We start from the raw sequence: 22,608 nt of genomic DNA on the forward strand, positions 1-22,608 counted from the left end.
TTAATTAAAAATTAAAATCATAAATAATTCAAAAAAAGTAGAAACTTATGAAAAAATTATCCAGTATGATTAAATCAAAAAAACCTCTTGTAATTCCAGGAGTGTATGATGCTATTGGAGCCAAAATTGCAGAAAAAGTAGGATTCAATGCAATGTTTCAAACTGGATATGGAACTTCAGCAACATTGTTTGGAATGCCAGATTATGGATTTATTGGAGCAACAGAAACAGTAGATAATGCAAGGAGAATCTCAAATGCAATTTCAGTACCACTAATTGTTGATTCAGATACAGGTTATGGAAATGCATTAAGTGTTTGGAAATTAGTTAAAGAATTAGAGGCTGCAGGGGCTGCAGGAATTTTTCTTGAGGATCAAAAATGGCCTAAAAGATGTGGTCATATGCAAGGAAAAGATGTAATATTACAAGAAGAGTACACAGAAAAACTTGGTGCAGCAATTGATGCACGTGAAAACAAAGATTTCATCATTGTAGCTAGAACAGATTCAAGAGCAACTGAAGGATTAGATAAAGCAATTGAAAGAGGACTACAGAATAAAAAAACAGGTGCAGATGCTGTATTTATTGAAGCACCAAAATCATTAGATGAAATGAAAAGAATTGGAAAAGAGATCAAAGCACCATTAGTTGCAAATATGATTGAAGGTGGTGCAACTCCAATTAATTCAGCCGAAACTTTGAGTAAAATTGGATTCAACATTATTCTTTACCCACTATCTGTATTATTTGCCAATACTTTTGCAACAATGAATATTTTACAAGAATTAAAAAATACAGGAACTACTTCAAAATACAAACAAAAAGTAGTAAATTTTGATCAGTTCAATAATTTAGTTGAATTAGATAAATTCAAAAAAATGGAAACAAAGTACAAATTTTCAAAAAGAAAATAAAAAATTTTAAGTAAAGTACGATTAAGATTCGTTTCTCTTTACTTCAATTTCTATTGTTGAAACATTTCGGGTTCTACCATCTTCAGATTCTAATGATTCTGAATCAATTTTGATATTTCCAATGGAATATCCGGCATTTTCAGTTTTTCGTGCAACAATTTGTGCTACATCTACTGCACGACCTATACTAAGTCCCCGAGCTTTGATGTTTACGGATGGTACATTTGCTAATTGAATTAGCGTCGATGTTACATATGCCATCAATGGTTTTTTACCAATGAATATGGTGTCTCTTGTTTCAGTGGACATGGATAATATAGTATTTAACGATAATTTAAAGTTAAAATGAATTTTATATTAAAATTACAAAAAATTGAAAAATCTAGGATTATTAACTTCAAAATATAATTTAAGATACGTTGGAAAATATTTTAAAAATCTTAGAGACAGGGCAAAGTCAAAAAAAAATTGAGATTTTAGAAACGCTACATGATACAAATAATTTGAAAATATTACAACAAATTATTTCAAGATTAAATGATGATAGCATAGAAGTCAGGGGTGAAGCATTTAATGCACTTGTATTAAATCAAAATGAAATCTCAAAAATTTTAATTAAAAATCTTAATTCTCCAAATAAAAATATCAAGGCTTTTACATCACTAGTATTAGCCAACAGAAATGATAAAAATGCAATTCCAAAAATTATGAAAATTGTAAATGATGAACATGAAAGAGTAAGATCTTGTGCGATTGGTGCTTTAGGATATCTAAAAGCAGAAAACATTTCAGAAATTGTTTTAAAATTAATTTCAGATTCTAGTTTAGAAGTGCAAATTAGTGCATTAAATACTGCGATTCAAACAAAAATTTCAATTCCTGAACAAAAAATTAAAGAAATGTCAAAAAATAATGATGTTCAAATAAAAAATCTATTATTAAAATTAAAAAAATAAGTGGACCGAAAGGGATTTGAACCCTTGATCCGATGCATGCCATGCACCTATCCTACCAGACTAGACGACCGGCCCAATAATCAGAATACTGATTGAATAATATTTTTTAAATTGGTTATTAACGTTTAGCGATTAATTATAAGAAATAATTGAAACTAACACAATATATTTAAGATTCGAGATGATGGATGTATTATCATGGTAGTAGACAATAAAGCAACTGTCACGTATGTTCAATTATTAAAAGAAGATCTTCTTGTAATGAGAATTGTACCAAAAGACGGTCCAGTTCCAGATTATGAAGCAGGTCAATTTCTCACACTAGGTTTAGCAAATCCATTAGATAAGGGAAAAATTGTTAGAAGAGCATATTCAATAGCATCACATCCTGAAAACAAAGAGTATATTGAATTTGTAATTAGATGGGTTAGAAAACCACTTCCAGGAAGATTAACTACTCAATTATTTAATGTAAAAGAAGGAGATGAAATTCTTTGGTTAAAACCAGCAGGTAAGGCATTAGGAATTAGTCAAGAATTACCAAGTGGTGAAAAAGACACAAGAAGAATTGTCTGCATTGGTGGTGGAACTGGACTGGCACCATTTGTCAGTTTTGCACAGCATCTTCGTGACACAAACGACAAAAGAGAAATCGTTGTTTTGCATGGTGCAAGTTATGTTGATGAATTAAGCTACAAAGATTTGCTAACAGGTTTAGAAAACGAAAGTATTGAACGGGGTAAAGACGAATGGAATTTTAAATATAGTGCAGCAATCAGTAGACCACAAGAATGGTTTAACAGAAGTTGGGCAGGTCAAGTTGGCAGAGTTGAAACATTTCTAAGACCTAGAGATAATGGATTATCACCTTTAGAAGAATTAGTCGGAGGAAAAATTACCAAAGAAAATACAATCTTCTATGTTTGTGGTTGGCAAGGAACAATTGATGGGGTAATGGACTTTTTAAATCCAAAGGGATTCGTTACAGAGCATGATAAACGTGATGACGGAAGCTTTGAAGTAAAGTATGAATCATACGGATAGATATTAGTTAAAAATTAATCATTGAAATATGAGAATTAATTAGAAATCATAATTGACTACAGCATTATATCTAGCACATCTAAATCCAGTAACAAATGCTCACGTAGAGATCATCAAAGAATTGAAAAAAGAAGCAGATATTGTAAAAGTTATGCCTGTAATTTTCAAATATGATAATAGAGAAATTAACAGTAAGAGTTTTCCATTTAATTTTGAAACCAGAAAAAAAATGCTTGAATCAATTTTTGGAGATTCAATCAAAATCACTGATGACTATGCATTTTTAGCTCCATTCAAAAAATATCTTCCCCCATTGGTAAGAAGAAAATCATGGAAACTAAGAAAACAAATTCTCAATGGAGTTGAGGGGGATTATTTTTCATATACTGGAGATAAAGCTGAAGGGTATATGTTGAAACTATATCGATTGAAACCAAAAATTGGAGAACGCAAATCTCTTTCTGCAGCATCAGTTAAAGAAAAATTGTATGATTCAGTCTTAGGAAAAAAATCGGACTGGAAAGAAGATGTTCCAGAACAAATTGTCACTATAATTGAAGAAGAATGGGAAACAGTTGAAAAATTTGCTAACCAAGAGGATCAAACTACAAGAATTGTAGGTATGAAATTTCCCAAAGAAGGGTATTCAAAATAAATAGAGATTAATACAGATTTAATGATTTTTTTTCATGGGACTTCCACTTTCAAAATATGTATGGTTTGATGGAAAGTATGTACCTACAGAAAAAGCACAAGTTCCGATAACAACACATGCAATTCATTATGGAACATCAATTTTTGAAGGAATTAGGGCTTATTGGAATGGAAAGAATCTACACATATTCAGATTAGATGAGCATGTGAAAAGATTCAGAAAATCAGGTCAATTTTACGACATTTCATTAAATTTTACAGATAAAGAAATTTCAGATGCAATTATTGGTATTTGTAAAAAAAATAAAATTAAAAAATCATGTTATATCAGACCATTTTATTTTGTTGGAGATTATGGGATTAATTTACACGTAACAAAAAAAGCTCCAACCAATGTTGCAATTTTTACATTCCCATTTGGAGACTTGTTTAACAAAAATGGTATCACAGCAAGTGTTGTGTCATGGAGAAAATTTTCAGATAATTCAACCCCAACTCAAGCAAAAATGGGAGGAAATTATCTTAATTCCATAATTGCAACCCAAGAGGCAAAAAGAAACGGAGTAGATGAAGCAATTTTACTAGATCAAGATGGAAATGTTAGTGAAGCACCAGGGGAAAATATTTTCATCGTTAAAGATGGGCAATTAATTACACCATCGTTGTCATCCTCAGCTTTAGAAGGGATTACCAGAGATGCCATTCTCAAAATTGGTAAAGATTTAGACATTGATGTTATTGAAAGGGATTTCAAAAGAAGTGAATTGATTATGTCAGAAGAAATTTTTCTCACAGGAACTGCTGCAGAGATCACACCAGTAATTTCAATGGATTCTAAAAAAATAGGTACAGGAAAACCAGGAGATATTACAAAGAAAATGATGCAAGAGTATCTAGACATCGTAATGAATAAAAATATTGATTATGCTCATTGGTTAACTGAGGTCTATTAATTGAAAATTATTCAAATTGGAACAGGTGGATGGGGTAAAAATCATGCCAGAATCTTATCAGAGTTAGGCGTACTAGTTGCAATTTGTGATGCAAATATTGAAAAAAGTAAAGAATATGGAGAAAAGTATTCTGTAAATTATTATGATTCATTAGAGAAGGTTTTAGAATCAGAAGAATTTGATGGTGCTTTTGTAGTAACTCCAACATCAACACATACAGAAATTACTAAGAAATTGTTAGAAGCAAAAAAACATGTTTTTGTAGAAAAACCAATGACTTACAAATCTGAAGATGGTGAGAAACTTACAAAAATTGCAGAAAAAAATAAAGTCATTTTAACATGTGGTTATATTGAAAGATTTAATCCGGCAGTGGATGTTGTAAAAAAAATTGTTCATGAAAAAAAATATGGGGATCTAGTAATGTTAGAATTTCATAGAGAAAACAGAATGCCACTTCATATCAAAGATGTTGGAATAATTTATGATACGTCAGTTCACGATATTGATACTGCTAATTGGTTGTTTAATGAAATGCCACAAGTAGTTTTTGCACGTTCAGGGAAAATTAGACATGAACGTGAGGATTTTACAAATATTATGCTAGGGTACAAAAATGATAAAGTTGCAATAATTTCATCAAATTGGATTACTCCAAAAAAAGTTAGAAAATTTAGTGCAGTTTGTACAGAAGCAATAATTTCATCAGATTTCCTAACACAAGAAATCAAAGTAGAAAAAAACGAAGATACAGAAATTATTCAAAATGAAAAACAAGAACCGTTGATGAGAGAAATTCAAAATTTCTTAGATTCAATTGAAGATAAATCTAAACAAATTGTAAAAACAAATGAAGCAGTAAATGTCACAAAAATTGCAGAAGCGGCACTTTTATCTAGTCAAAAAGGAACCCCAATTTATCTGGATTTAAAATGAATAAGACAATGATGGAAATACTGGCATGTCCCATAGACAAGAATCATCCACTAGAATTGTTTGAAATTAATCAAAAAGAAGATGTAGTGATTGAGGGTGTAATTTTTTGTCCAAAATGCTCCAGATTCTATCCAATTATGGAAGAAATCCCAATTATGCTACCAGATGATCTAAGAGATAAGAAACATGAAATTGAATTTTTGAATAAAAATAAAGACAATTTGCCTGAAAAAATTATTACAAAGGCAAATCCATGGCATTTGTAAGATAATGGTTACAAATTTTATTTCTGAAAAGGCAAAAATTGGAGAAAATGTTCAAGTTTGGCATTTTTCATATATTGGAGATGATGTTGAGATTGGGGATAATGTAAAAATTGGTTCTCTTGCACATATTGATTATGATGTTAAAATTGGAGATAATACAAAAATTGAAGGACAAGCATACATTCCACCATTATCCAGAATTGGGAAAAATGTATTCATTGGTCCTGCAGCAGTTTTAACAAATGATCCATTTCCAATGTGTGATAAAATGGTTGGAGTGACAATTGAAGATAATGCAGTTATTGGTGCACGTGCTGTAATTAAGGCAGGTGTTACAATAGGAAAAAATAGTGTTGTTGCAATGGGTGCAATTGTTACAAGGGATGTTCAAGAAAATACTGTCGTTGCTGGTTCTCCAGCTTTTCTAAGATATAGTAGAGAAGAATATGATAAAAAACAAAAAAAATGGTTAGAAAGTTAAGAATTTAGTTCTTTTTTGAAGATCCAATTTTTTAATTTTGATAAAATAAAAATCCATATTACAACTAATATCAAAGCAATAGCAACTTTAATTCCAGATTCAACAATCCAATGAAAATCACCAAATTGTTGTATCGTAAATGGACCTAACAAAATAACCATGATGCCGCCTCCAACAATTATCAAGGCCCACATTGCAAATAAAAAACCATAAAGACCAAATTTCATAGCGATGTACCCATCATAAATGCAGTAATAATTGCTAAAGCTCCTGAAAAAAGTGCTAATTTGAAAATTGCAAATCCAACTTGCTTTTCAGTTAATGGACCACCTGCAAGAATTAATCTAACTAAGGTTACAGGCGCAGTTTTATCATTAGTTGCCTTTAGTTTAAAATCATCTGTATGTTCTACAGGTTTACCTTTAATTTGACGATGTTCTACCACTCGTTTAACACTAGATAAGAACAAAAATGAGTTAATTACTGCAGGTAATAATGCAATAGCTGCAATAATTTCTACACCGCCAATTATTGCAATAACACCATACATAGCTCCAAATGTTAATGCACCAGAATCTCCAGGAAAAATTTTACTTGGAATTTTATGAAATTTATAAAATGCTAATGAAACAAATCCTAAGGGCAAACTTACAATTGCAATTTCATAATTTTGTAAAATAAATAAACAAATGGATAATGTAAAACTTGCAATAACCATAAAACCACTAGCAACTCCATTTAGAACATCAATGGAATTTATTGTATTTCCAGTAATTGGAATCATAAAAACAATCAATCCAAGATACAGTAATGGAATTTGAACGTCACCGAATAATGGAAATGCAAGATCTGAGTCATATGCACCAAGAAAAATTATCGGTAATGCTGCAATTGCTAAAGTTACAGGCTTAAACCAACCCCCCATTACTTTTCTATCATCAACATAACCAATTAGAAATGCAGCAGTAGTTGTAATTATTAATGCAAGAATTTCATTGAGTTGGAAAAATCCATAGAGAACAATTTCTGAAACAACAATTCCCAATATAATAGATATTCCACCAGGTCTTGCAACCATTACATTTTCTTTTTTATTCATATCTTTGACTGTAAAATTATTTTTTACTAAAAATTTGATTAATGGAGGAATAGTCAAATATACTACAAAAAATGCTAGTAAACAAGAAATAATTGCAGGAATAATTAATTCAATCAATATCTAACCTTCTTTAATTCAGCTTTAATGTTACTTGCTATTGTTAAACCAATTTTATCAATTTCTGCTAATTTATGAGTAGGAATTTTTGCGAGATCATCAAGATTTTTAATATTATGTTTAAACAAAATTCGTGCCCTAACTCTTCCAATGCCTTTCACACGTACTAAATCTAATAATTCCTCTCTAATTCCATAAACTATTCGTTTTCTCAAATCACCAAATTCTTCAAGTAAATCAGATCTTTCAATATGTTTAGAGATTTCTCTTAAACAATATGAGAGCCAATTTGCATTTTCTACCATTCTATGCATATCTCCAGCCTCAATTCCAAGAGTATCAGATAAAGAAAGTTCAGTGGATTCAGTAATCCACATTTGTAGAGCCAAAAGACTTCTTGAACAATCGTATTCAGATATAGGCTCAATTAATTCTGAAGAATGATTTTCAATCATCAGACTAGTTGACTCATAGTCTTTATTTCTAAGAGAAAAATTAGGAAAAAATTCTTCACAGTTTGTCATTATATGTAAAAATCCAAAAGTGTGTTTTCCTTGTTGAGATACATTATCAATTGCATCTCTAAAAAATGTGGCAGTTAAAGGATCAATGTAAAGCATCGAAGTCTTTTTTCCAAATGCAGTTCCAGCATATCTTTCACCTTTTTTTATTACTAACTGTTGGCTGGAAAGAAATCGTAATGAAATATTAATTGCAAAACTTAGTGTTGCTTTTGTAGTTTGTAATCCACCTAGTGTCTGTAAAAAGAATTCTAGTAATTCTTCTTTTTTTATTCCAGGATGTGTAACAATAACGCTTAGAATATGAGTCCTAAGTGATTTATCTTCAGTAATTTTTGAAACTATAGGTTCTGATTCACCATGAATATAGTATTCAGTTAAATCTTCAGTGTTACCATTTCCAACAATAATTGATTCACCATATTTGTCATATTGTGGTCTTCCAGCTCTTCCACAAAGTTGTTTATATTCTAAAACACTAATTGGTCTATTTGCACCAACTTTTGCATTATATCTATTGATGTTTGAAATTACAACTCTTCTTGCAGGAAGATTAACACCAGCTGCTAATGTTGGAGTTGATGATAGTAGTTTAATGGTTCCTTTACGAAATTCTTTTTCAACAATTTCTCTGCATTTCTGATTTAATCCAGCATGATGAAATGCAACTCCTTTTTTGACAAGAGTTGCTAAAGTTTTTACAATTTCGGTATGCTCATTTTCTGAAAGAATTTGTTTTGATGTTTTTTCTAATGCAGTCAATTCCTTTTTTACTAAAAGTTGAGAAATTACATCAGCTGCTTTTGTTGCAAGTGATTTTGATCTTACCCTAGTTTCTGCAAAAACTAATGATTGACCCCCATTTTGAACAGATTGCACGCCTAAATCAATTGGAATTCCACGTAAACTTGGTTTCACTTCAAATGTTTCACCATCACTCATGGTAACCTTTCCACCATCACACACTCCTTCAGATAATGGAACTGGTCGCCAATCATTTTTTACCAATTTACAATCAAGCCAATCTGCAATTTCATTTGAATTAGTAATTGTTGCACTAAGACCTATAATTTGAGGTTTAGATTCTAATAATTTGAGATGAGTTAAAATCATTTCTAGAGTAGGTCCTCTACTTTCATCACCAATTAGATGAACTTCATCAGATATTACTAAACCAATATCATCAATCCATTCAGCACCGTGTCTAATTATTGAATCCATTTTTTCATTTGTTAAAATCAAAATATTACTTTTTTCTAAATTTTTTTCAATATGTTCAAAATCCCCAGTTGAAATACTTGTTTTAATTTTTTTGCCAAGAGAAATTTTTTCTAATTTTTTAAATTCTGTAAATTTTTCAGCAGCTAAAGCACGTAATGGACTCAGATAGATTACTTTTCCCTTATTTTTAGAAAGGTAACTAAGCATTGCAAGCATAGCAATCAAAGTTTTACCACTTGCAGTAGGTGCAGAAACCAAAATACTTTTTCCATCTAACAATCCAGATTTTACACAATCAGCTTGTGGCGGATATAATTTTTCATATCCTTGAGACTTTAAAAAATCAATTGCAGAATCTGGAAGTGCTAATTTTTCTATTTTCATACTCGGTTATAATGACCGGGTTTTGATTCATAAATAGATGCTTCTCTCAGCATTCGTCTAATGTAATTTCTTGCTTCTTCTTCACTAAACTTTTCTGTTTTTTCAAGTTCTTGAACAAATGCACGTTCTTCAACTGCTACTTTATTGTCCCCTTCAAGACTTTTTAAAATATCCATAAATAATTGCATTTTTGATACTTCACTTCGCGGTTTTCCTTGTAATACACCAAGATCAACTTTTCCAGTATTAACATCAACACCAGCATCTTGAAGCATGCTTTGAATAAGGAATATTGCACGTTCAGCATCTTCCTCTTCAACCTTATCTTTCATGAGTAATCTAGCTCTAGCCGTAGAAAGTCGGATAATTCCTTCCAATTGTCTAGGAGTTACAGTAATCATTTCCTCAGATTCAACATTTCTCATTTGAAGGTAATAATCTAGAATTTTTGCCTCAGCCTCTTTTGTTAATTCAGGGGTTCCTCGCTTTGCATATGAAAGATATTTTGTTAATAGATCAACTTCAATAACAGATTTTTTATCAATTCCTGAATTAGTATTTCTTTTAATGATGTGTGTTGCAATTTGTATATCTCTTTCTTTAGTTGGAATGTCTCTTACAACAAAAATTAAATCAAATCGAGTCAATAACGGAATTGGTAGATTAACATTTTCTGTAATATTTTTGAAGGGATCATATTTTCCATACATAGGGTTTGCTGCAGCTAAAATAGAGGTTCTAGCATTCAGTGTAGCAACAATACCACCTTTTGCAATACTTGCAGATTGTTGTTCCATAACTTCGTGTAGAGCACTTCTATCTTCAGGCTTCATTTTATCAAATTCGTCAATACTAACCAAACCTTGATCACCTAATACAACTGCACCAGCTTCTAACATCATGATACCAGTTTTATCTCGAACAACTGCAGCTGTAAGTCCTGCAGCTGTTGAACCTCTTCCAGAAGTATACAATCCACGTGGTGCAATTCTTGCACAAAATTTTAACATCTCACTTTTTGCAGTACCAGGATCTCCAACTAAAAATACATTGATGTCACCCCTAATTTTACTACCATCACCTAACAGTCTTTGGTTAGAACCAACAATAAGTAACAAAATAGCTTCTTTGATTAATGATTGACCTTGAATGTGTGGTGCAAATGAATCAATTAATCTCTGATAAACATCAGAACTTTGACCAAGAGATTTGATTCTTTTTTCTTCCTCAGGTGAGATTTCTTCTCTACCAATTTTTCTATCAGTTTTGGATCCACGACCACTTAAAAATTCAATATTATTACCTTCAATTCTTAATCGATATAATCCACTATGACCCCTTTGAACCCCAGTAACAGATTCTTGTTCAACTCTTACTACACCAGTAAGAATTATTCTGTCTCCTGGCCTCGAATTATCAACTAAATCCTGCCTAATTGTAACGTCAATATAATGAGGCAATTGTCCTGGAGGTAAATCTTCAGGCAATTCTTGTAATCTAAGAATTTGAAAATCAATGAACTTGCTGGATTCCGGTTTTAATTCAAAATCTCTTTGTTTACAATTTGGATTATCACAAACTACTGGGATTTTTGCATCCATTCCTTTTAGTTGTATTATTTTTGTGGTATGTTCATCTGGACATACAAAAACTAATTCTTTTGCAAGAGGTTTAACTTCTGATGCTCTAACAACCATTCCAGAAACACTTGTCATAGTTCCTATAGTTTCAGCATTAATTTGTCGTAAACTTCTTTCAAGAGGAAAATTTGCAATTCTTACACGAACTTCTTCTTTAATTTTTTCAGCATAATCTGGAAATCTTGTTTGTAATGCTTCCTTAATTGCTCTTGCAAAAGCATCAAATATTCTATCAGGGTTTTCAGAAAAAATTATTTCTATTTGAGGTTCTGTAACAAGATCATTGTAATCAACTACAATATACTTTGCATTCTTTGGCATCATTGCATCAATTGCATCAACATACTTGTAATTGCCTTGTTTATCTTTGAATCTAGTTAGAAATTCTTTTACTTTATCAGATAATGCAGAATCAGTAAATGAACTAGTTTGACTACTCATCAACATTACCTCTCACTTGATTTTCAAATTCTTTACTATTGTCATAAATTGTTGTATAGAAAATATTTTCTTCCACAGTTAATTGATTGTAAATGTCAGAATTTAGTTTAATTGAATCAGCGAGTTTTACAATTTTTCCTCTTCGCATTCTAAATAATTCTAACAATATACTTTCAACGTGATTAAAATCATCACGATTCAGTTCTTTCATAGTTTCTTTTAATTTAATGTAAAAATGAGGTTCCAGCGTGGATAATTGATATTCTCCAACCATCTTTTCTTTAGATAATGCTTGTTTTAATTCAGTAATCATGTCAGGCATGTCAATTGTTCCTACTCCACTATCATTCAAAATTTTTCCAATCCATTGAGGCATGTTATTAGTATCGCCTTGAGTACCCTCAATTTTGACTCCAGCCACATTATACTTAAAATCCTGATTTATGGTGACTTTAGCATCTTTTAGGCGATATCCTATCGAATGTACTTTTTCTATTTCTTCAATTTTCATATGAGATCACTTATCAATTTTAGATCCTCAAGTATCGGATCGATCAATTCTGTTAACAATTTAGTGAGATCATTTGATCCTAATTAATGACAGGTTGAGGCTAGGTATAGTTTAGATAAATTCCATTTTAATGAATTGGATTACAGAATAACCAATTCGGATTTATTAATGGGTCAGGCTTTTGAAACTTGATGTCTGCAACAGGAATGTGGGTAGAGAAGTATCGACCAAAAGAAATCTCAGAAATTGTTGGGCAAAGTGAAATAATCGGGAGTTTATCTGCTTTAATCAAGGATCCAACAGATATGCCGCACCTAATGTTTTCTGGTTCAGCAGGAGTTGGAAAAACAACTACAGCGTTATGTATCACAAGACAAATTTTAGGAGAAAATATCGAAGGGAATCTACTTGAATTGAATGCATCTGATGAAAGAGGAATTGGAATGGTTAGAGAAAAAGTCAAAAAGTTTTCAGGATTTGCTGGATTATCAAATGTACCTTTTAAAATTATAATTTTAGATGAAGCAGATGAAATGACTGCTGATGCTCAAACAGCACTTAGAAGAATTATAGAGGATACTGCAAAAATTTGTAGATTTATCTTAATAGCAAACAACGTTTCAAAAATAATTGATCCTATTCAAAGTAGATGTGCGACTTTCAAATTTACAAGCGTAGGAGAAGAGGATATCATTAGCAGACTAGAGGTAATTGCAAAAAACGAAAAAGTCAAATCAAATAAAAAAGGTCTTAAATCAATTTATGATTATTCTCAAGGTGATTTGAGACATGCAATTAATTTATTGCAAGCGACAGCAAGTTTAGGAGAAATATCTGAAGAGACAGTAATATCCTCAGCAGGGCTAACTAAAACAACTGACGTAGATGATGTTTTAAAAATTGCATTGTCTGGAAACGTAGTAGATTCTAGAGAGAAAATGATTGAATTGATCAAAGTTTATGGAATGTCAGAATCAGACTTTCTCAAATATTTCAATTCAGCAGTTTTCAAATCAAAACATGAAAAATTAGCAGAAATTTTAGAAGTTATTGCAAAATATGATTATAGAATTTTAGTTGGAGCAAATTCTGAAATTCAATTATCTGCAATGCTTGCAGAACTTGCAAGAATAGAAAAGTAAACGCCGAGAGAGGGATTTGAACCCCCGCGTGCTTGCGCACACAGGCTCTCAAGGCCCGCGCTCTACCGGACTAAGCGACCTCGGCAAAAAATATTGAAAATAGTGATTAAAATCTGTTGATAATTAAATAGAAAAATAAGAAAAAAGAAAAAATTCTTTAATCGTGTGCGTGAGGATTTTCAGAACCAGATTTCATAATTACATATGTTCCGGCTGCTTTTTCGTGCCATTCTTGGTTAGCTGATTCGATACGAATAGCTCCTTCAGGACAAATTTCTTGACATGCCATACAAACAGTACAATCGTGTTCTCTGATTGGCTGTGATTTGTCGGTATAATCTAATCTTTCATCTTGTTCGGTTAAACCAGTACCTTCGAAGGTTGCATCCATGCAGTCTGCTGCAGGAATATCTTGTTCGGTTCTGAACCATTGGAATGTTTGAACTGGACATACACTCATGCATGAACCAGCTGCTACACATGAATCCCAATCGACTGCAACGGTAGTACCATGAATTCCAAGAGGAACTTGTTCTTCGCCTCTTTCTTCATATGCTGCCTTTACATCATCGTTTGAGAATGCTGCACCATCAGTTCTTCCCTCACCCCAGATATAATGGAAATTTTCACCATCAGCGTGGCTTGTTTTTCCTTTTGGTTTTACATCGTTGTGACAAAAGTCTTCTGGTATTTGTAGATCTGCCATTGGATCCGTTTATTGTGAATATTATTTAAAGCTAAAGAAAATTAGTCAAGACTAAATTAAAAATAAAAAGTTTAGAATCTAAAAATGATTGATTTAAAGAGATTTTGCTGCACTTTCGTGTTTTTCAACGTTTGATTGATCGACTTTAATTGCTTGAGGTGGACAAACTGATACACATGCCATACACCATATACAATCATGTTCACGAATAGGATCTGCTTTATCAGTTAGATCTTTTCGCTCATCTTTAACGTCACTTCCAGTTCCAGCAAAGGTTTGTCCAACAACATCTTTGGCAGGAATATCTTTTTCAGTTCTGTACCATTGGAATACTTGTACTGGACATGCTTCAATACATGCACCATCTGCTACACATGAATCCCAATCGACTGCAACCATTGTTCCACTTACACCAAGAGGAACTTGTTCTTCTCCTCTTGCAGCATATGCTGCTACAACATCTGCATCAGCAAATACTTCAGCTTGTGAACCATCAGTGTTTGTTTTTTTACCTGGACCCCACATAATATGGAAATTACCGTCATCTAGACTAATTTTTCCAGTTGGTTCTAGGCCTTCAGGGAAATTTTCTGCTATTGGCATAACGAAATTTTCATGATGTTATTATTTAAAGTTAGGTGATTTCACAATATCATAACTAATTATTTTAAAAAATGTCGATCTTTTAGGCAGGAATGATTTCCTTACGTTCATAACGTATAACGATCAGTAGTTTGGATATGGACATAATCAAGTATGATGTGTATAGGGGACCAAATATTGGGGTGTACATTACTGTAAATGATTCTATTGGATTAGTTCCAATGGGATTCGCAGAAACTAAGGCAAAAAAATTAGAAGAGTATTTGAACATTGAAGTAATGTATACAGCAATTGCCAATACAAGATTAATTGGATCCTTATCAGTTATGAATAACAAAGGATTTCTTTTGCCATCTACAGCTTATCAAGATGAATATGATTATTTGAAAAATGAAACAGATTTAGAAGTTGGAGTTTTAGATACTAAATTTAATGCACTTGGAAATGTTATTTGTGCAAATGATAAAGGAGCAATTGTTTCACCAGCATTGTCAAATGAAAATTGTAAAGTAATTGCAGATGTAATGGGAGTTGAAGTAATACAGAAAAAGATATCAGGGTCTCATTTAGCTGGGGTAAATCTACGAGCCAATAATTCAGGTGCAGTTATTCACCCAGATGCAGAAGAAAAAGATATCAAAGAAATTGCAGACGTACTAGGCGTAAACGTTGAAAAATGTTCGATAAATGGAGGCATACCATATGTTTCATCAGGAATTTTAGCAAATAATCATTGTATAGTGGTTGGCTCATTGACAAACGGTTCTGAAATAATGAATTTAACTAAAGCATTTCTAAACTAAGAACAGATTTTGGATCATCAGTTAATTTTTCTAAAGAGATAGTTCCTTCAGTTCCACTTTGCATATCTTTTAGAGTTACATTTCCTTGCTCTAATTCTTGTGGGCCAACAATTATAGTAAATCTTGAATGATTAGCAATGTCCATTTGTTTTTTTAGATTTCTTCCAGCCAAGTCAATATCAGTAGGAATATTGTTTAGTCTTAGCAAAGAAGTAATTGAGTGTGCAACTTTTTGCATTTCATCATTAACATATAGAACTGAAACTCTGGAGTGTTCAACTTCTGAAAGAATATTTTGTTCTTGCATAGTTAAAATTATTCTTTCAACACCACCTGCAACACCAGTTGCACCAAGATCATCACGATCAAAGGCTTTAGTGAGGGTATCATATCTTCCTCCGCCTGCTAAAGCGCCAAGTTTAGAGTTTTTATCAAATACTTCAAAAACAATTCCAGAGTAATAATCTAATCCTCTAACAATTCCAAAGTTAATCCTAACATTAGATACACCTCGATTTTCTAGAGATTCAAATAGAGATTTAATATCATTCCATGATTCAAGTTGGGACACATCAAATTTAGACTCAATCTCCTTGATTGTCCCCTTAATTTGAGAAAATTCTAAAATTTTTTCTAGATTTTCTTTAGAATATCTATCCTCAAATTCTTTAATAATTTCATCTTTAGATTTTTTTGCAATCTTATCTACTGCACGTAACATATCTCCAACTAACTGAGGTTCCTTTGAATCAAAAATTTTGTTGATGTATGATTCAACAAGATTTCTATGATTAATATCGATTGTAATGTTTTTGAGTAATAATGAATCAAATAGTCTAGACGTTAATTCAATAATTTCGGATTCAGATTCTAAATTGGATTTACCATAAATTTCAATATCCCATTGATGAAAATATCGATATCGACCTTTTTGAGGTTCGTCATATCGAAATACACCTCCAAAACTAGAGATTTTAGCCGGAAGTTTCATAGATTTCTGAGAAGTAGCATATCTCGTAAGACCCATTGTAAAATCAAATCTTAAAGCAATTTCTCTATCACCTTTATCTTTAAAATAATAAATTTCATCTTTGATTGCAGGTCCAGATTTTGTTTCAAGTGTTGAAAGTAATTCTATTGGTGAAGGATCCATAAATGAAAAACCATACAAATTTGAAAGTTGTTTAAAATGGGATCTTATATGCTCAATATTTGCAGTTTCTGAACCTAGAAAATCTTTCATTCCACGTGGTAATTCCAAGATAATTATCTCTTGAAAGATTGTGATTTAGATATTTCTATAACATTAACAGAAATTTTCTTCTAAATCTTGTTCAAGTTCAGGAAAATCATCCCACCAATCTTTAGTTTCAATCATTTCTATTGAAAATGATTTTTCTTAGCTTATAGATCTTTGCAAAATGATATCCACACATCATTAATCTAATTAAAAATAATATAATAATCATATGGAGTTAAGATATGGAAATTAAAATTGGATGTACTGGATGGAGTTATCAAGGATGGTCTGGAACATTTTATCCAAAAAAACTAAGAAATTCTGAATGGCTAAAATATTACTCACAAATTTTTAGCATTACTGAGATTAATTCAACATTTTATAAAATTCCATCTCAAGAAATTGTTAGAAGATGGAATGTTGATACGCCCATACATTTCAAATTTACAGCAAAATTTCCATCAGTTATTACACATAAAAAAAGATTAGTAAACATAGATTCGGAAGTATTTTCATTTTTAACATCACTTTTACCAATTCATGAGAAAATATCAGCGCTAGTTTTACAATTACCACCATCACTAACATTTGATGAAGCAAAACCAAGATTAGAAGAAATGTTTGATATTTTACCTAAAGATTTTTTGTATCCAATTGAAGGCAGGCACGAATCATGGTTTACAGAAAAGGCTTTAGAATATTTTAAACAAAAAAAATATTGTCTTGTTTGGAACATGATAGAAGGAGTCAACAATCCAATGCCAATTACATCAAATTATCTTTATCTTAGATTAATTGGAGATAGAAGTATTCCAGATAACCAATTTGGTAAAATTAGAAAAGATAAAAGTGAAATAATTAAAAAGTGGGCGCAAAAATTAGTTAAAATTGTAGATATTCCTCTAGCGTTAGTAATGGCTAATAATCATTTTGAAGGATTTGGACCTGCAACTGCAAATACCTTAGGAAAAAATTTAGGAATGAGGGAATTGATCTGGGAACAAAAAAAACAAAAAACGTTAGGAAAATTTTAAAGTTAAATAAAGTTATTTTGTAAGACCAATTGCTTCACCAAAATAATATCCTGTAAGAATAGTAATAGTTGACCAAATACAAGACCCAATAAAAGTAAACAAAACAAATTTAGGAATTTTCATCTTTAATAATCCTGCAGGAACTGAAATCATTTCTCTCATTACAGGTACAATTCTTCCTATCAAAACTGCTTTATCGCCATATTTTTCAAACCAAATTTCTACTCGTTCCAATTTTTTTTCAGTGATTCTAAAATTTTTTAAATATCTCAACAAAACTGTACGTCCAAGTTTTAATGCAATCAAATAGATAATAGAAGTCCCAAGTGTAGAACCAATTCCACCAAGAAAAATCATTGGAATAATCCCTAATAATGAAATTCCTTGTTGTGATGCTAAAAATCCAGCTGTAGGGAATACTGCAAGGGTAGGAATTGGAGGAATGACTGTTTCGATTAGCGCTGCAAGAAAAATTCCCTCGTAGAGATGTTCACCTAAAAAATCTGCAATAAATAAAATGAACGAATCAAAAGGTTCCATTTCTTTTTTAGAATGAAATCTTACTAAAATACCTCACGAGAGAAAGTTTAATGAAAAAATGTATTTTTATGCCTATATGCCACAATTGTAAAATTGTAATTTAACTCCAAACTTTTTCTTTGAATGTCCATCTTTTGTTTAACAAAAAATTGCCAAATGCAGCAACGCCTACAGCTAAAACCAAAGAAATAGGATAAGATACATTCCATTGATCTACAAGATTGTAAACTATTCCAAGTTGAACTAATGCACCAATAGAACTGAAGGCAGCAAATTTTCCATACTGAACAATTGTTCTTTTTGCAGAAAAATCTCTGTCTTCAAATGTCCAATATTTGTTTAATAGAAAGTTAGTGGAAATGGAAAGTATAATTCCAAAAGTAGTTGCATGAAGATACCACATATCAGAATTTAATGCAAAAATCATAGAAGCAAGATAATTAATTGCTAATCCAGAAGCCCCAACAGTAAAAAATCTTGCAGCTTTTGAAAGAAATTTTACAGAAGTTCGTTTTTCATCTTTTTCAACTGTTTTTCCATATTTGTATAATTTCCAAACAGATTTGAAATAATCAAAAATAGTTGAAGAGTCTAGTTTGCTAGAACCCAATTCCCTATCAACAAAGGTATAAGGTACTTCTTCAATTTTTACGCCTTTTGTTTTAACTAGAATTTCTAAAAGCATTTTGTAACCGAGTGCATCAAATTTTAATCCATCAAGAATATTTTTTTTAAATGCAAAAAACCCAGACATAGGATCATGGGACTTTATCCCTAAACCCTTTTTTGCAATCAATGTTGCAACCTTGCTCATTATTTTTCTTTTAATTGGCCAACCTTGAATTGAACCACCATTAACATATCTTGATGCAATTGCAATATCACATCTAGTTTGTTTAATTGCATCAACTAATTTAGGAATAATGTTTGGGGGATGAGAAAAATCACTATCCATCACTACAATTGTATTAGCAGAAGATTCTTGAATTCCATTTAAAATTGCAGAACTTAATCCATTTTTTGCTTTTCGTTTAATTACATTAATTGTGTGACTTGACTTTTCTTTAATTGAATGAAAATAATCTTCAGCAATTTTTGCAGTATTATCTGGAGAATTATCATCAACAATTATTGTTTCCAGTTTTAGATTAGATGGAAAAGATTTCTTAATATGATCTAAAATTCCGCGAATATTCTTTGATTCATTATAAGTAGGTAAAATAATGGAAATTTCAGCGTTATTCAATATGACTAATTTTTTCAAATTGAATTAAAATGTTTAATGTAAAAAATTTCACTTTTTGAGCATCATTAGCCATAATTAGTCGTATTGAGAAAAATTCTAGAAAATCAAAGTAGCCCAAAATTATGGTTTGAGAAATACCTTCAAAGTATCAGGTTTTTTTGCATGATTGATTGCATCTTCAAAGTTTTCTAAAGAAAATGTAGAGTCGATCATAGAATTAACAGATATTTTTCCTGTTGCAAGCGCATCAATAGCGGGTTTGAATAATCCACATCTAGAGCCAATTAATGTAATCTCATTTATGATAGTGGGTGTCAAATCAAGATTTTCTCGTGATGCAATAGTTGATTTTAGAACTACGATCCCACGTGGTTTAACAAGTTTCATTGTATCTGTAAATCCTGAATTACTACCAGTTGCTTCAACTACCAAATCAAATAATTGTTCATCGGTAGATTCGATACCTAATTTTATTTTGATTCCAGATTGAACTAAACCTTCAAGTTTATTTTCATGTTTACCAAAACATGTAATATTTGAACAGGTCAATTTTATGACTTGAATAATTAATTGTGCTAATCTTCCATCTCCCACTACTGCAACATTCCATTTAGGTTTCAATGATACCTGTTCATTAATTTCAAAAGCAGCAGCTAAAGGTTCAACAAATACAGCCTGCTCATCACTAATTGAATCTGGAATTACATGTAAATTTTTTTCAGGTAATGATAGAAGTTCAGCAAAAGCACCATTTCGTTTTAAAATTCCCAACACGGTTCTATTAGAACAATGTCTTTGCAAACCTTTTATGCAGGAATCACATTTTTCACAACCAGCATTTATTTCTCCTACAACACGTTTACCAATCATTTCAGGATTATCAGATTTTTCCACAGTTCCAACAAATTCATGTCCCAAAATTCCATTGTATTGCATATATCCATCTAAAATTTCTAAATCAGTTCCACAAATTCCTGCTAAATTTACACGAACTAATGTTTCATTCAAATCAGGATTAGGATAATTCTTATCTAAAGTAATTTTTTTACCATCAAAAAAAGTTGCTTTCATAAAATTATCAAAATAATTGGGATTTTAAAGCATTAGTGTTTGAAAAAAGATATTCAAACCACGTAAATTAATAGGCAGATAAATGTAAAACAATGATTGAGTTACAAATTTTTAGATCACTCCACAGATGCAATAATTGAAATTAATGCAAAAGACCTCAAAGAAGCATTTTCTACAGCAGCAGATGCTGTCATAAATCTAACATTAGACCAAGATAAAGTTGAAGAAATAGAAACTAAAGAATTTGTATCTCAAGGAAAAGATCTGTATTACCTATTATTCAGTTGGCTTGAAGAAATTCCATTTATTCTGATAACTGAAGGATTTGCAATTAAAAGGCTGGAATTTAATATTGAAATGAATGAAACGTATAAGATTCAAGCAAAGGCATTTGGAGAGAATTTAGACTTGAAGAAGCATAATTTTAAAGTCGAAATAAAAGCACCTACATTTTATGAAATGATTATCAAAAATGAGGATAAAGTGTACATGAAATTCTTGCTTGACTTGTAGTTTAGTGAATAATTATTTGCTATAAAGGGGAAAAAACTATGCTTATTTTTTAAAAGTCAAGTTTCAAATCAATAATATGAAAATAAAGATTGTAAGCTTAGGAATATTATCACTATTTTTAATCATGGTAATGCCCGCTTATGCAGAAGTAACTGAATTTTCAATTGAAAAAAGTTTCTACACAAGTGAGGAAGGAATTGTGTTTGTAGGGACAACCAATGAAAAAAATACAATGATCAACATAGTAATAGAAAATCCAAATGAAAAAGAAAGTTATTTTATTGGAGCAACATCAGATTCCAATGGAGAATTTAAAACAACACCAAAAAATGTTAGTAACTTTTTTTCAGCAATTGGAACATATCAATTTACAGCATTCAGTATTCAAAAATCTGATGGGATTAGCATATCTTTAGAATTTGATGGCAACAAAGTTTTAGAGGAAACATTTTCAATTTTAGAATTAAATTCTATTGAGGACAAAATTACAGAAGTAGACAAAACAGTTTCATTTAGTGTTAGTATTACGGATTCAACATTTACAAATCCAATTTATAGTTTAGAAAATGCACCAACTGGAGCTACAATTGATTCTACAGGACAATTTGTTTGGACTCCAAGTGCATCACATGGAAATATTGAAGATGTGAATTATGATTTTAATATAATTGTAAATGCAGATGATCAAGAAGATAAAGAAAGTGTTACGATTATTGTAAAAAAAGCATATGAACAACCAGTAGCTGAACCAGTAGCTGAACCAGTAGCTGAACCAGTAGCTGAACCAGTAGCTGAACCAGTAGCTGAGTCTACAATTGCTTCCTTTGTTGACACATCAAAAGACCCACAAAGTTATGTGGACAGATACAACAATGAAGAAACATACAAAGAGTGGTTTGATAGTAATTACTCTCAATATTCTTCAATTTATCAAGCAGTTGGATTGGAAGAACCATTGCAAATTCCTGCTTCCTTTGTTGACACATCAAAAGACCCACAAAGTTATGTGGACAGATACAACAATGAAGAAACATACAAAGAGTGGTTTGATAGTAATTACTCTCAATATTCTTCAATTTATCAAGCAGTTGGATTGGAAGAACCAGAATTTGGGATTTGTGGACAGGGAACTCTTCTAAATCCTGATGGTGTTTGTGAAATTGTTGTAACAGAATCTATAGAGAAAGAAGGCGGCGGCTGTCTAATTGCAACAGCAGCATACGGCTCAGAACTCGCACCCCAAGTTCAGATGCTTAGAGAAATTCGTGACAACCAGTTGATGAACACAGAATCAGGATCTGCATTTATGACAACATTCAATGAAGCATACTATTCATTCAGTCCAACAATTGCAGACATGGAACGTGAAAGTCCAGTGTTTAAAGAAATTGTAAAAGCTGGATTGACTCCAATGATTAGCACGTTATCCATCATGGAAAGTGCTGAAACTGAAAGCGAAGTCTTGGGACTTGGTTTGTCAGTAATTGCATTGAATCTTGGAATGTACATCGGACTTCCAGCATTTGGTATTGCTGTAATTAGAAGAAGATTCTAAAAGTTAACTTTTAATCC

The 22,608-nt window shown here is 31.4% G+C and carries 25 protein-coding genes and 2 tRNA genes; 13 read left to right on the forward strand and 14 right to left on the reverse strand.

The features are described from left to right. Positions 1-65: 65 nt before the first annotated feature. Complete coding sequence (locus NMSP_RS06995) at positions 66-914, forward strand: isocitrate lyase/PEP mutase family protein (RefSeq protein WP_086908081.1); 849 nt, start codon at positions 66-68, stop codon at positions 912-914. A gap of 21 nt (positions 915-935) precedes the next feature. On the opposite strand, the gene NMSP_RS07000 is transcribed toward NMSP_RS06995, so the two are convergent. Continuing rightward, positions 936-1,223 carry an AlbA family DNA/RNA-binding protein gene (locus tag NMSP_RS07000; RefSeq protein ID WP_086908082.1) on the reverse strand — a complete coding sequence of 96 codons (288 nt, stop codon included), beginning with the start codon at positions 1,221-1,223 and terminating at the stop codon, positions 936-938. A 110-nt stretch (positions 1,224-1,333) separates the two neighbouring features. Between NMSP_RS07000 and NMSP_RS07005 the strand changes: the two genes are divergently transcribed. Next, positions 1,334-1,870, forward strand: coding sequence for a HEAT repeat domain-containing protein (locus NMSP_RS07005; protein ID WP_086908083.1), 537 nt, complete (start codon positions 1,334-1,336; stop codon positions 1,868-1,870). Position 1,871: 1 nt separating this feature from the next. Here the strand turns inward: NMSP_RS07005 and NMSP_RS07010 are convergent. Further along, positions 1,872-1,945 (reverse strand) — tRNA-Ala (locus tag NMSP_RS07010). A gap of 123 nt (positions 1,946-2,068) precedes the next feature. Here NMSP_RS07010 and NMSP_RS07015 point away from each other — a divergent pair. The 6 genes from NMSP_RS07015 to NMSP_RS07040 are packed head-to-tail and all read left to right on the forward strand — an operon-like array spanning position 2,069 to position 6,204. Beyond that, positions 2,069-2,914, forward strand: coding sequence for an FAD-binding oxidoreductase (locus NMSP_RS07015; protein ID WP_086908084.1), 846 nt, complete (start codon positions 2,069-2,071; stop codon positions 2,912-2,914). Between the two features lie 52 nt (positions 2,915-2,966). Next, positions 2,967-3,569, forward strand: a complete 603-nt coding sequence (locus NMSP_RS07020) for a nucleotidyl transferase family protein (protein WP_086908085.1) — start codon at positions 2,967-2,969, stop codon at positions 3,567-3,569. Between the two features lie 34 nt (positions 3,570-3,603). After that, on the forward strand, positions 3,604-4,521 hold the full coding sequence (locus tag NMSP_RS07025) for a branched-chain amino acid transaminase (RefSeq protein ID WP_086908086.1): 918 nt from the start codon (positions 3,604-3,606) through the stop codon (positions 4,519-4,521). Continuing rightward, positions 4,522-5,457, forward strand: coding sequence for a Gfo/Idh/MocA family protein (locus NMSP_RS07030; RefSeq protein ID WP_086908087.1), 936 nt, complete (start codon positions 4,522-4,524; stop codon positions 5,455-5,457). It begins immediately after the preceding gene. Beyond that, a complete protein-coding gene (locus NMSP_RS07035) occupies positions 5,454-5,723 on the forward strand; it encodes a Trm112 family protein (RefSeq protein ID WP_086908088.1) in 270 nt (89 codons plus the stop codon). The genes NMSP_RS07030 and NMSP_RS07035 overlap by 4 nt, the downstream gene beginning before the upstream one ends. Positions 5,724-5,727: 4 nt before the next feature. After that, a complete protein-coding gene (locus NMSP_RS07040) occupies positions 5,728-6,204 on the forward strand; it encodes an acyltransferase (RefSeq protein ID WP_086908089.1) in 477 nt (158 codons plus the stop codon). Here the strand turns inward: NMSP_RS07040 and NMSP_RS07045 are convergent. Genes NMSP_RS07045 through gins23 form a run of 5 tightly spaced genes read right to left on the reverse strand, consistent with a single transcriptional unit; the run spans position 6,201 to position 12,138 of the window. Next, a complete protein-coding gene (locus NMSP_RS07045) occupies positions 6,201-6,431 on the reverse strand; it encodes a hypothetical protein (protein WP_086908090.1) in 231 nt (76 codons plus the stop codon). The genes NMSP_RS07040 and NMSP_RS07045 overlap by 4 nt on opposite strands. Then, positions 6,428-7,420 (reverse strand): MraY family glycosyltransferase, encoded by a 993-nt coding sequence (locus tag NMSP_RS07050; RefSeq protein ID WP_086908091.1) that lies wholly within the window; start codon positions 7,418-7,420, stop codon positions 6,428-6,430. Before NMSP_RS07050 ends, NMSP_RS07045 begins: the two co-directional genes overlap by 4 nt. Beyond that, complete coding sequence (locus NMSP_RS07055; protein WP_086908092.1) at positions 7,417-9,546, reverse strand: DEAD/DEAH box helicase; 2,130 nt, start codon at positions 9,544-9,546, stop codon at positions 7,417-7,419. The genes NMSP_RS07050 and NMSP_RS07055 overlap by 4 nt, the downstream gene beginning before the upstream one ends. Then, positions 9,543-11,630 (reverse strand): minichromosome maintenance protein MCM, encoded by a 2,088-nt coding sequence (locus tag NMSP_RS07060; protein WP_086908423.1) that lies wholly within the window; start codon positions 11,628-11,630, stop codon positions 9,543-9,545. The genes NMSP_RS07055 and NMSP_RS07060 overlap by 4 nt, the downstream gene beginning before the upstream one ends. After that, positions 11,620-12,138 carry a DNA replication protein Gins23 gene (gene gins23 / locus NMSP_RS07065; protein WP_086908093.1) on the reverse strand — a complete coding sequence of 173 codons (519 nt, stop codon included), beginning with the start codon at positions 12,136-12,138 and terminating at the stop codon, positions 11,620-11,622. The genes NMSP_RS07060 and gins23 overlap by 11 nt, the downstream gene beginning before the upstream one ends. Positions 12,139-12,329: 191 nt before the next feature. Between gins23 and NMSP_RS07070 the strand changes: the two genes are divergently transcribed. Further along, positions 12,330-13,280 (forward strand): replication factor C small subunit, encoded by a 951-nt coding sequence (locus tag NMSP_RS07070; protein WP_086908094.1) that lies wholly within the window; start codon positions 12,330-12,332, stop codon positions 13,278-13,280. 1 nt (position 13,281) lies between these two features. Here NMSP_RS07070 and NMSP_RS07075 read toward each other — a convergent pair. The 3 genes from NMSP_RS07075 to NMSP_RS07085 all read right to left on the reverse strand — a co-directional run bounded on the left by NMSP_RS07075 (position 13,282) and on the right by NMSP_RS07085 (position 14,589). After that, a tRNA-Ser gene (locus NMSP_RS07075) sits at positions 13,282-13,365 on the reverse strand. A 72-nt stretch (positions 13,366-13,437) separates the two neighbouring features. Further along, positions 13,438-13,986: a 4Fe-4S dicluster domain-containing protein gene (locus tag NMSP_RS07080; protein ID WP_086908095.1), complete on the reverse strand. Its 549-nt coding sequence runs from the start codon at positions 13,984-13,986 to the stop codon at positions 13,438-13,440. Between the two features lie 93 nt (positions 13,987-14,079). Further along, positions 14,080-14,589, reverse strand: coding sequence for a 4Fe-4S dicluster domain-containing protein (locus NMSP_RS07085; RefSeq protein ID WP_086908096.1), 510 nt, complete (start codon positions 14,587-14,589; stop codon positions 14,080-14,082). 137 nt (positions 14,590-14,726) lie between these two features. On the opposite strand from NMSP_RS07085, the gene NMSP_RS07090 reads away from it, so the two are divergent. Continuing rightward, entirely contained in the window at positions 14,727-15,392 is a 666-nt protein-coding gene (locus NMSP_RS07090) for a translation initiation factor IF-6 (protein WP_086908097.1), read from the forward strand. Here NMSP_RS07090 and hisS read toward each other — a convergent pair. Next, positions 15,373-16,653 (reverse strand): histidine--tRNA ligase, encoded by a 1,281-nt coding sequence (gene hisS / locus NMSP_RS07095; protein WP_086908098.1) that lies wholly within the window; start codon positions 16,651-16,653, stop codon positions 15,373-15,375. The genes NMSP_RS07090 and hisS overlap by 20 nt on opposite strands. Positions 16,654-16,874: 221 nt before the next feature. Between hisS and NMSP_RS07100 the strand changes: the two genes are divergently transcribed. Next, a complete protein-coding gene (locus tag NMSP_RS07100) occupies positions 16,875-17,666 on the forward strand; it encodes a DUF72 domain-containing protein (RefSeq protein WP_086908099.1) in 792 nt (263 codons plus the stop codon). Positions 17,667-17,678: 12 nt separating this feature from the next. Here NMSP_RS07100 and NMSP_RS07105 read toward each other — a convergent pair whose 3' ends face one another. The 3 genes from NMSP_RS07105 to NMSP_RS07115 form a co-directional block, all read right to left on the reverse strand. After that, positions 17,679-18,206 carry a DedA family protein gene (locus NMSP_RS07105; RefSeq protein WP_086908100.1) on the reverse strand — a complete coding sequence of 176 codons (528 nt, stop codon included), beginning with the start codon at positions 18,204-18,206 and terminating at the stop codon, positions 17,679-17,681. 100 nt (positions 18,207-18,306) lie between these two features. Beyond that, entirely contained in the window at positions 18,307-19,452 is a 1,146-nt protein-coding gene (locus NMSP_RS07110) for a glycosyltransferase (RefSeq protein ID WP_086908101.1), read from the reverse strand. A 120-nt stretch (positions 19,453-19,572) separates the two neighbouring features. Continuing rightward, positions 19,573-20,523: an MDR/zinc-dependent alcohol dehydrogenase-like family protein gene (locus NMSP_RS07115; RefSeq protein WP_086908102.1), complete on the reverse strand. Its 951-nt coding sequence runs from the start codon at positions 20,521-20,523 to the stop codon at positions 19,573-19,575. 96 nt (positions 20,524-20,619) lie between these two features. Here NMSP_RS07115 and NMSP_RS07120 point away from each other — a divergent pair, with 96 nt between their 5' ends. Next, positions 20,620-21,036, forward strand: a complete 417-nt coding sequence (locus tag NMSP_RS07120) for an archease (RefSeq protein WP_086908103.1) — start codon at positions 20,620-20,622, stop codon at positions 21,034-21,036. 76 nt (positions 21,037-21,112) lie between these two features. Continuing rightward, positions 21,113-22,591 carry a CFI-box-CTERM domain-containing protein gene (locus NMSP_RS07125; protein ID WP_086908104.1) on the forward strand — a complete coding sequence of 493 codons (1,479 nt, stop codon included), beginning with the start codon at positions 21,113-21,115 and terminating at the stop codon, positions 22,589-22,591. The last annotated feature ends 17 nt before the right edge of the window (positions 22,592-22,608 follow it).

The organism is Candidatus Nitrosomarinus catalina (assembly GCF_002156965.1).
Classification (GTDB): Archaea; Thermoproteota; Nitrososphaeria; order Nitrososphaerales; family Nitrosopumilaceae; genus Nitrosopumilus; species Nitrosopumilus catalinensis.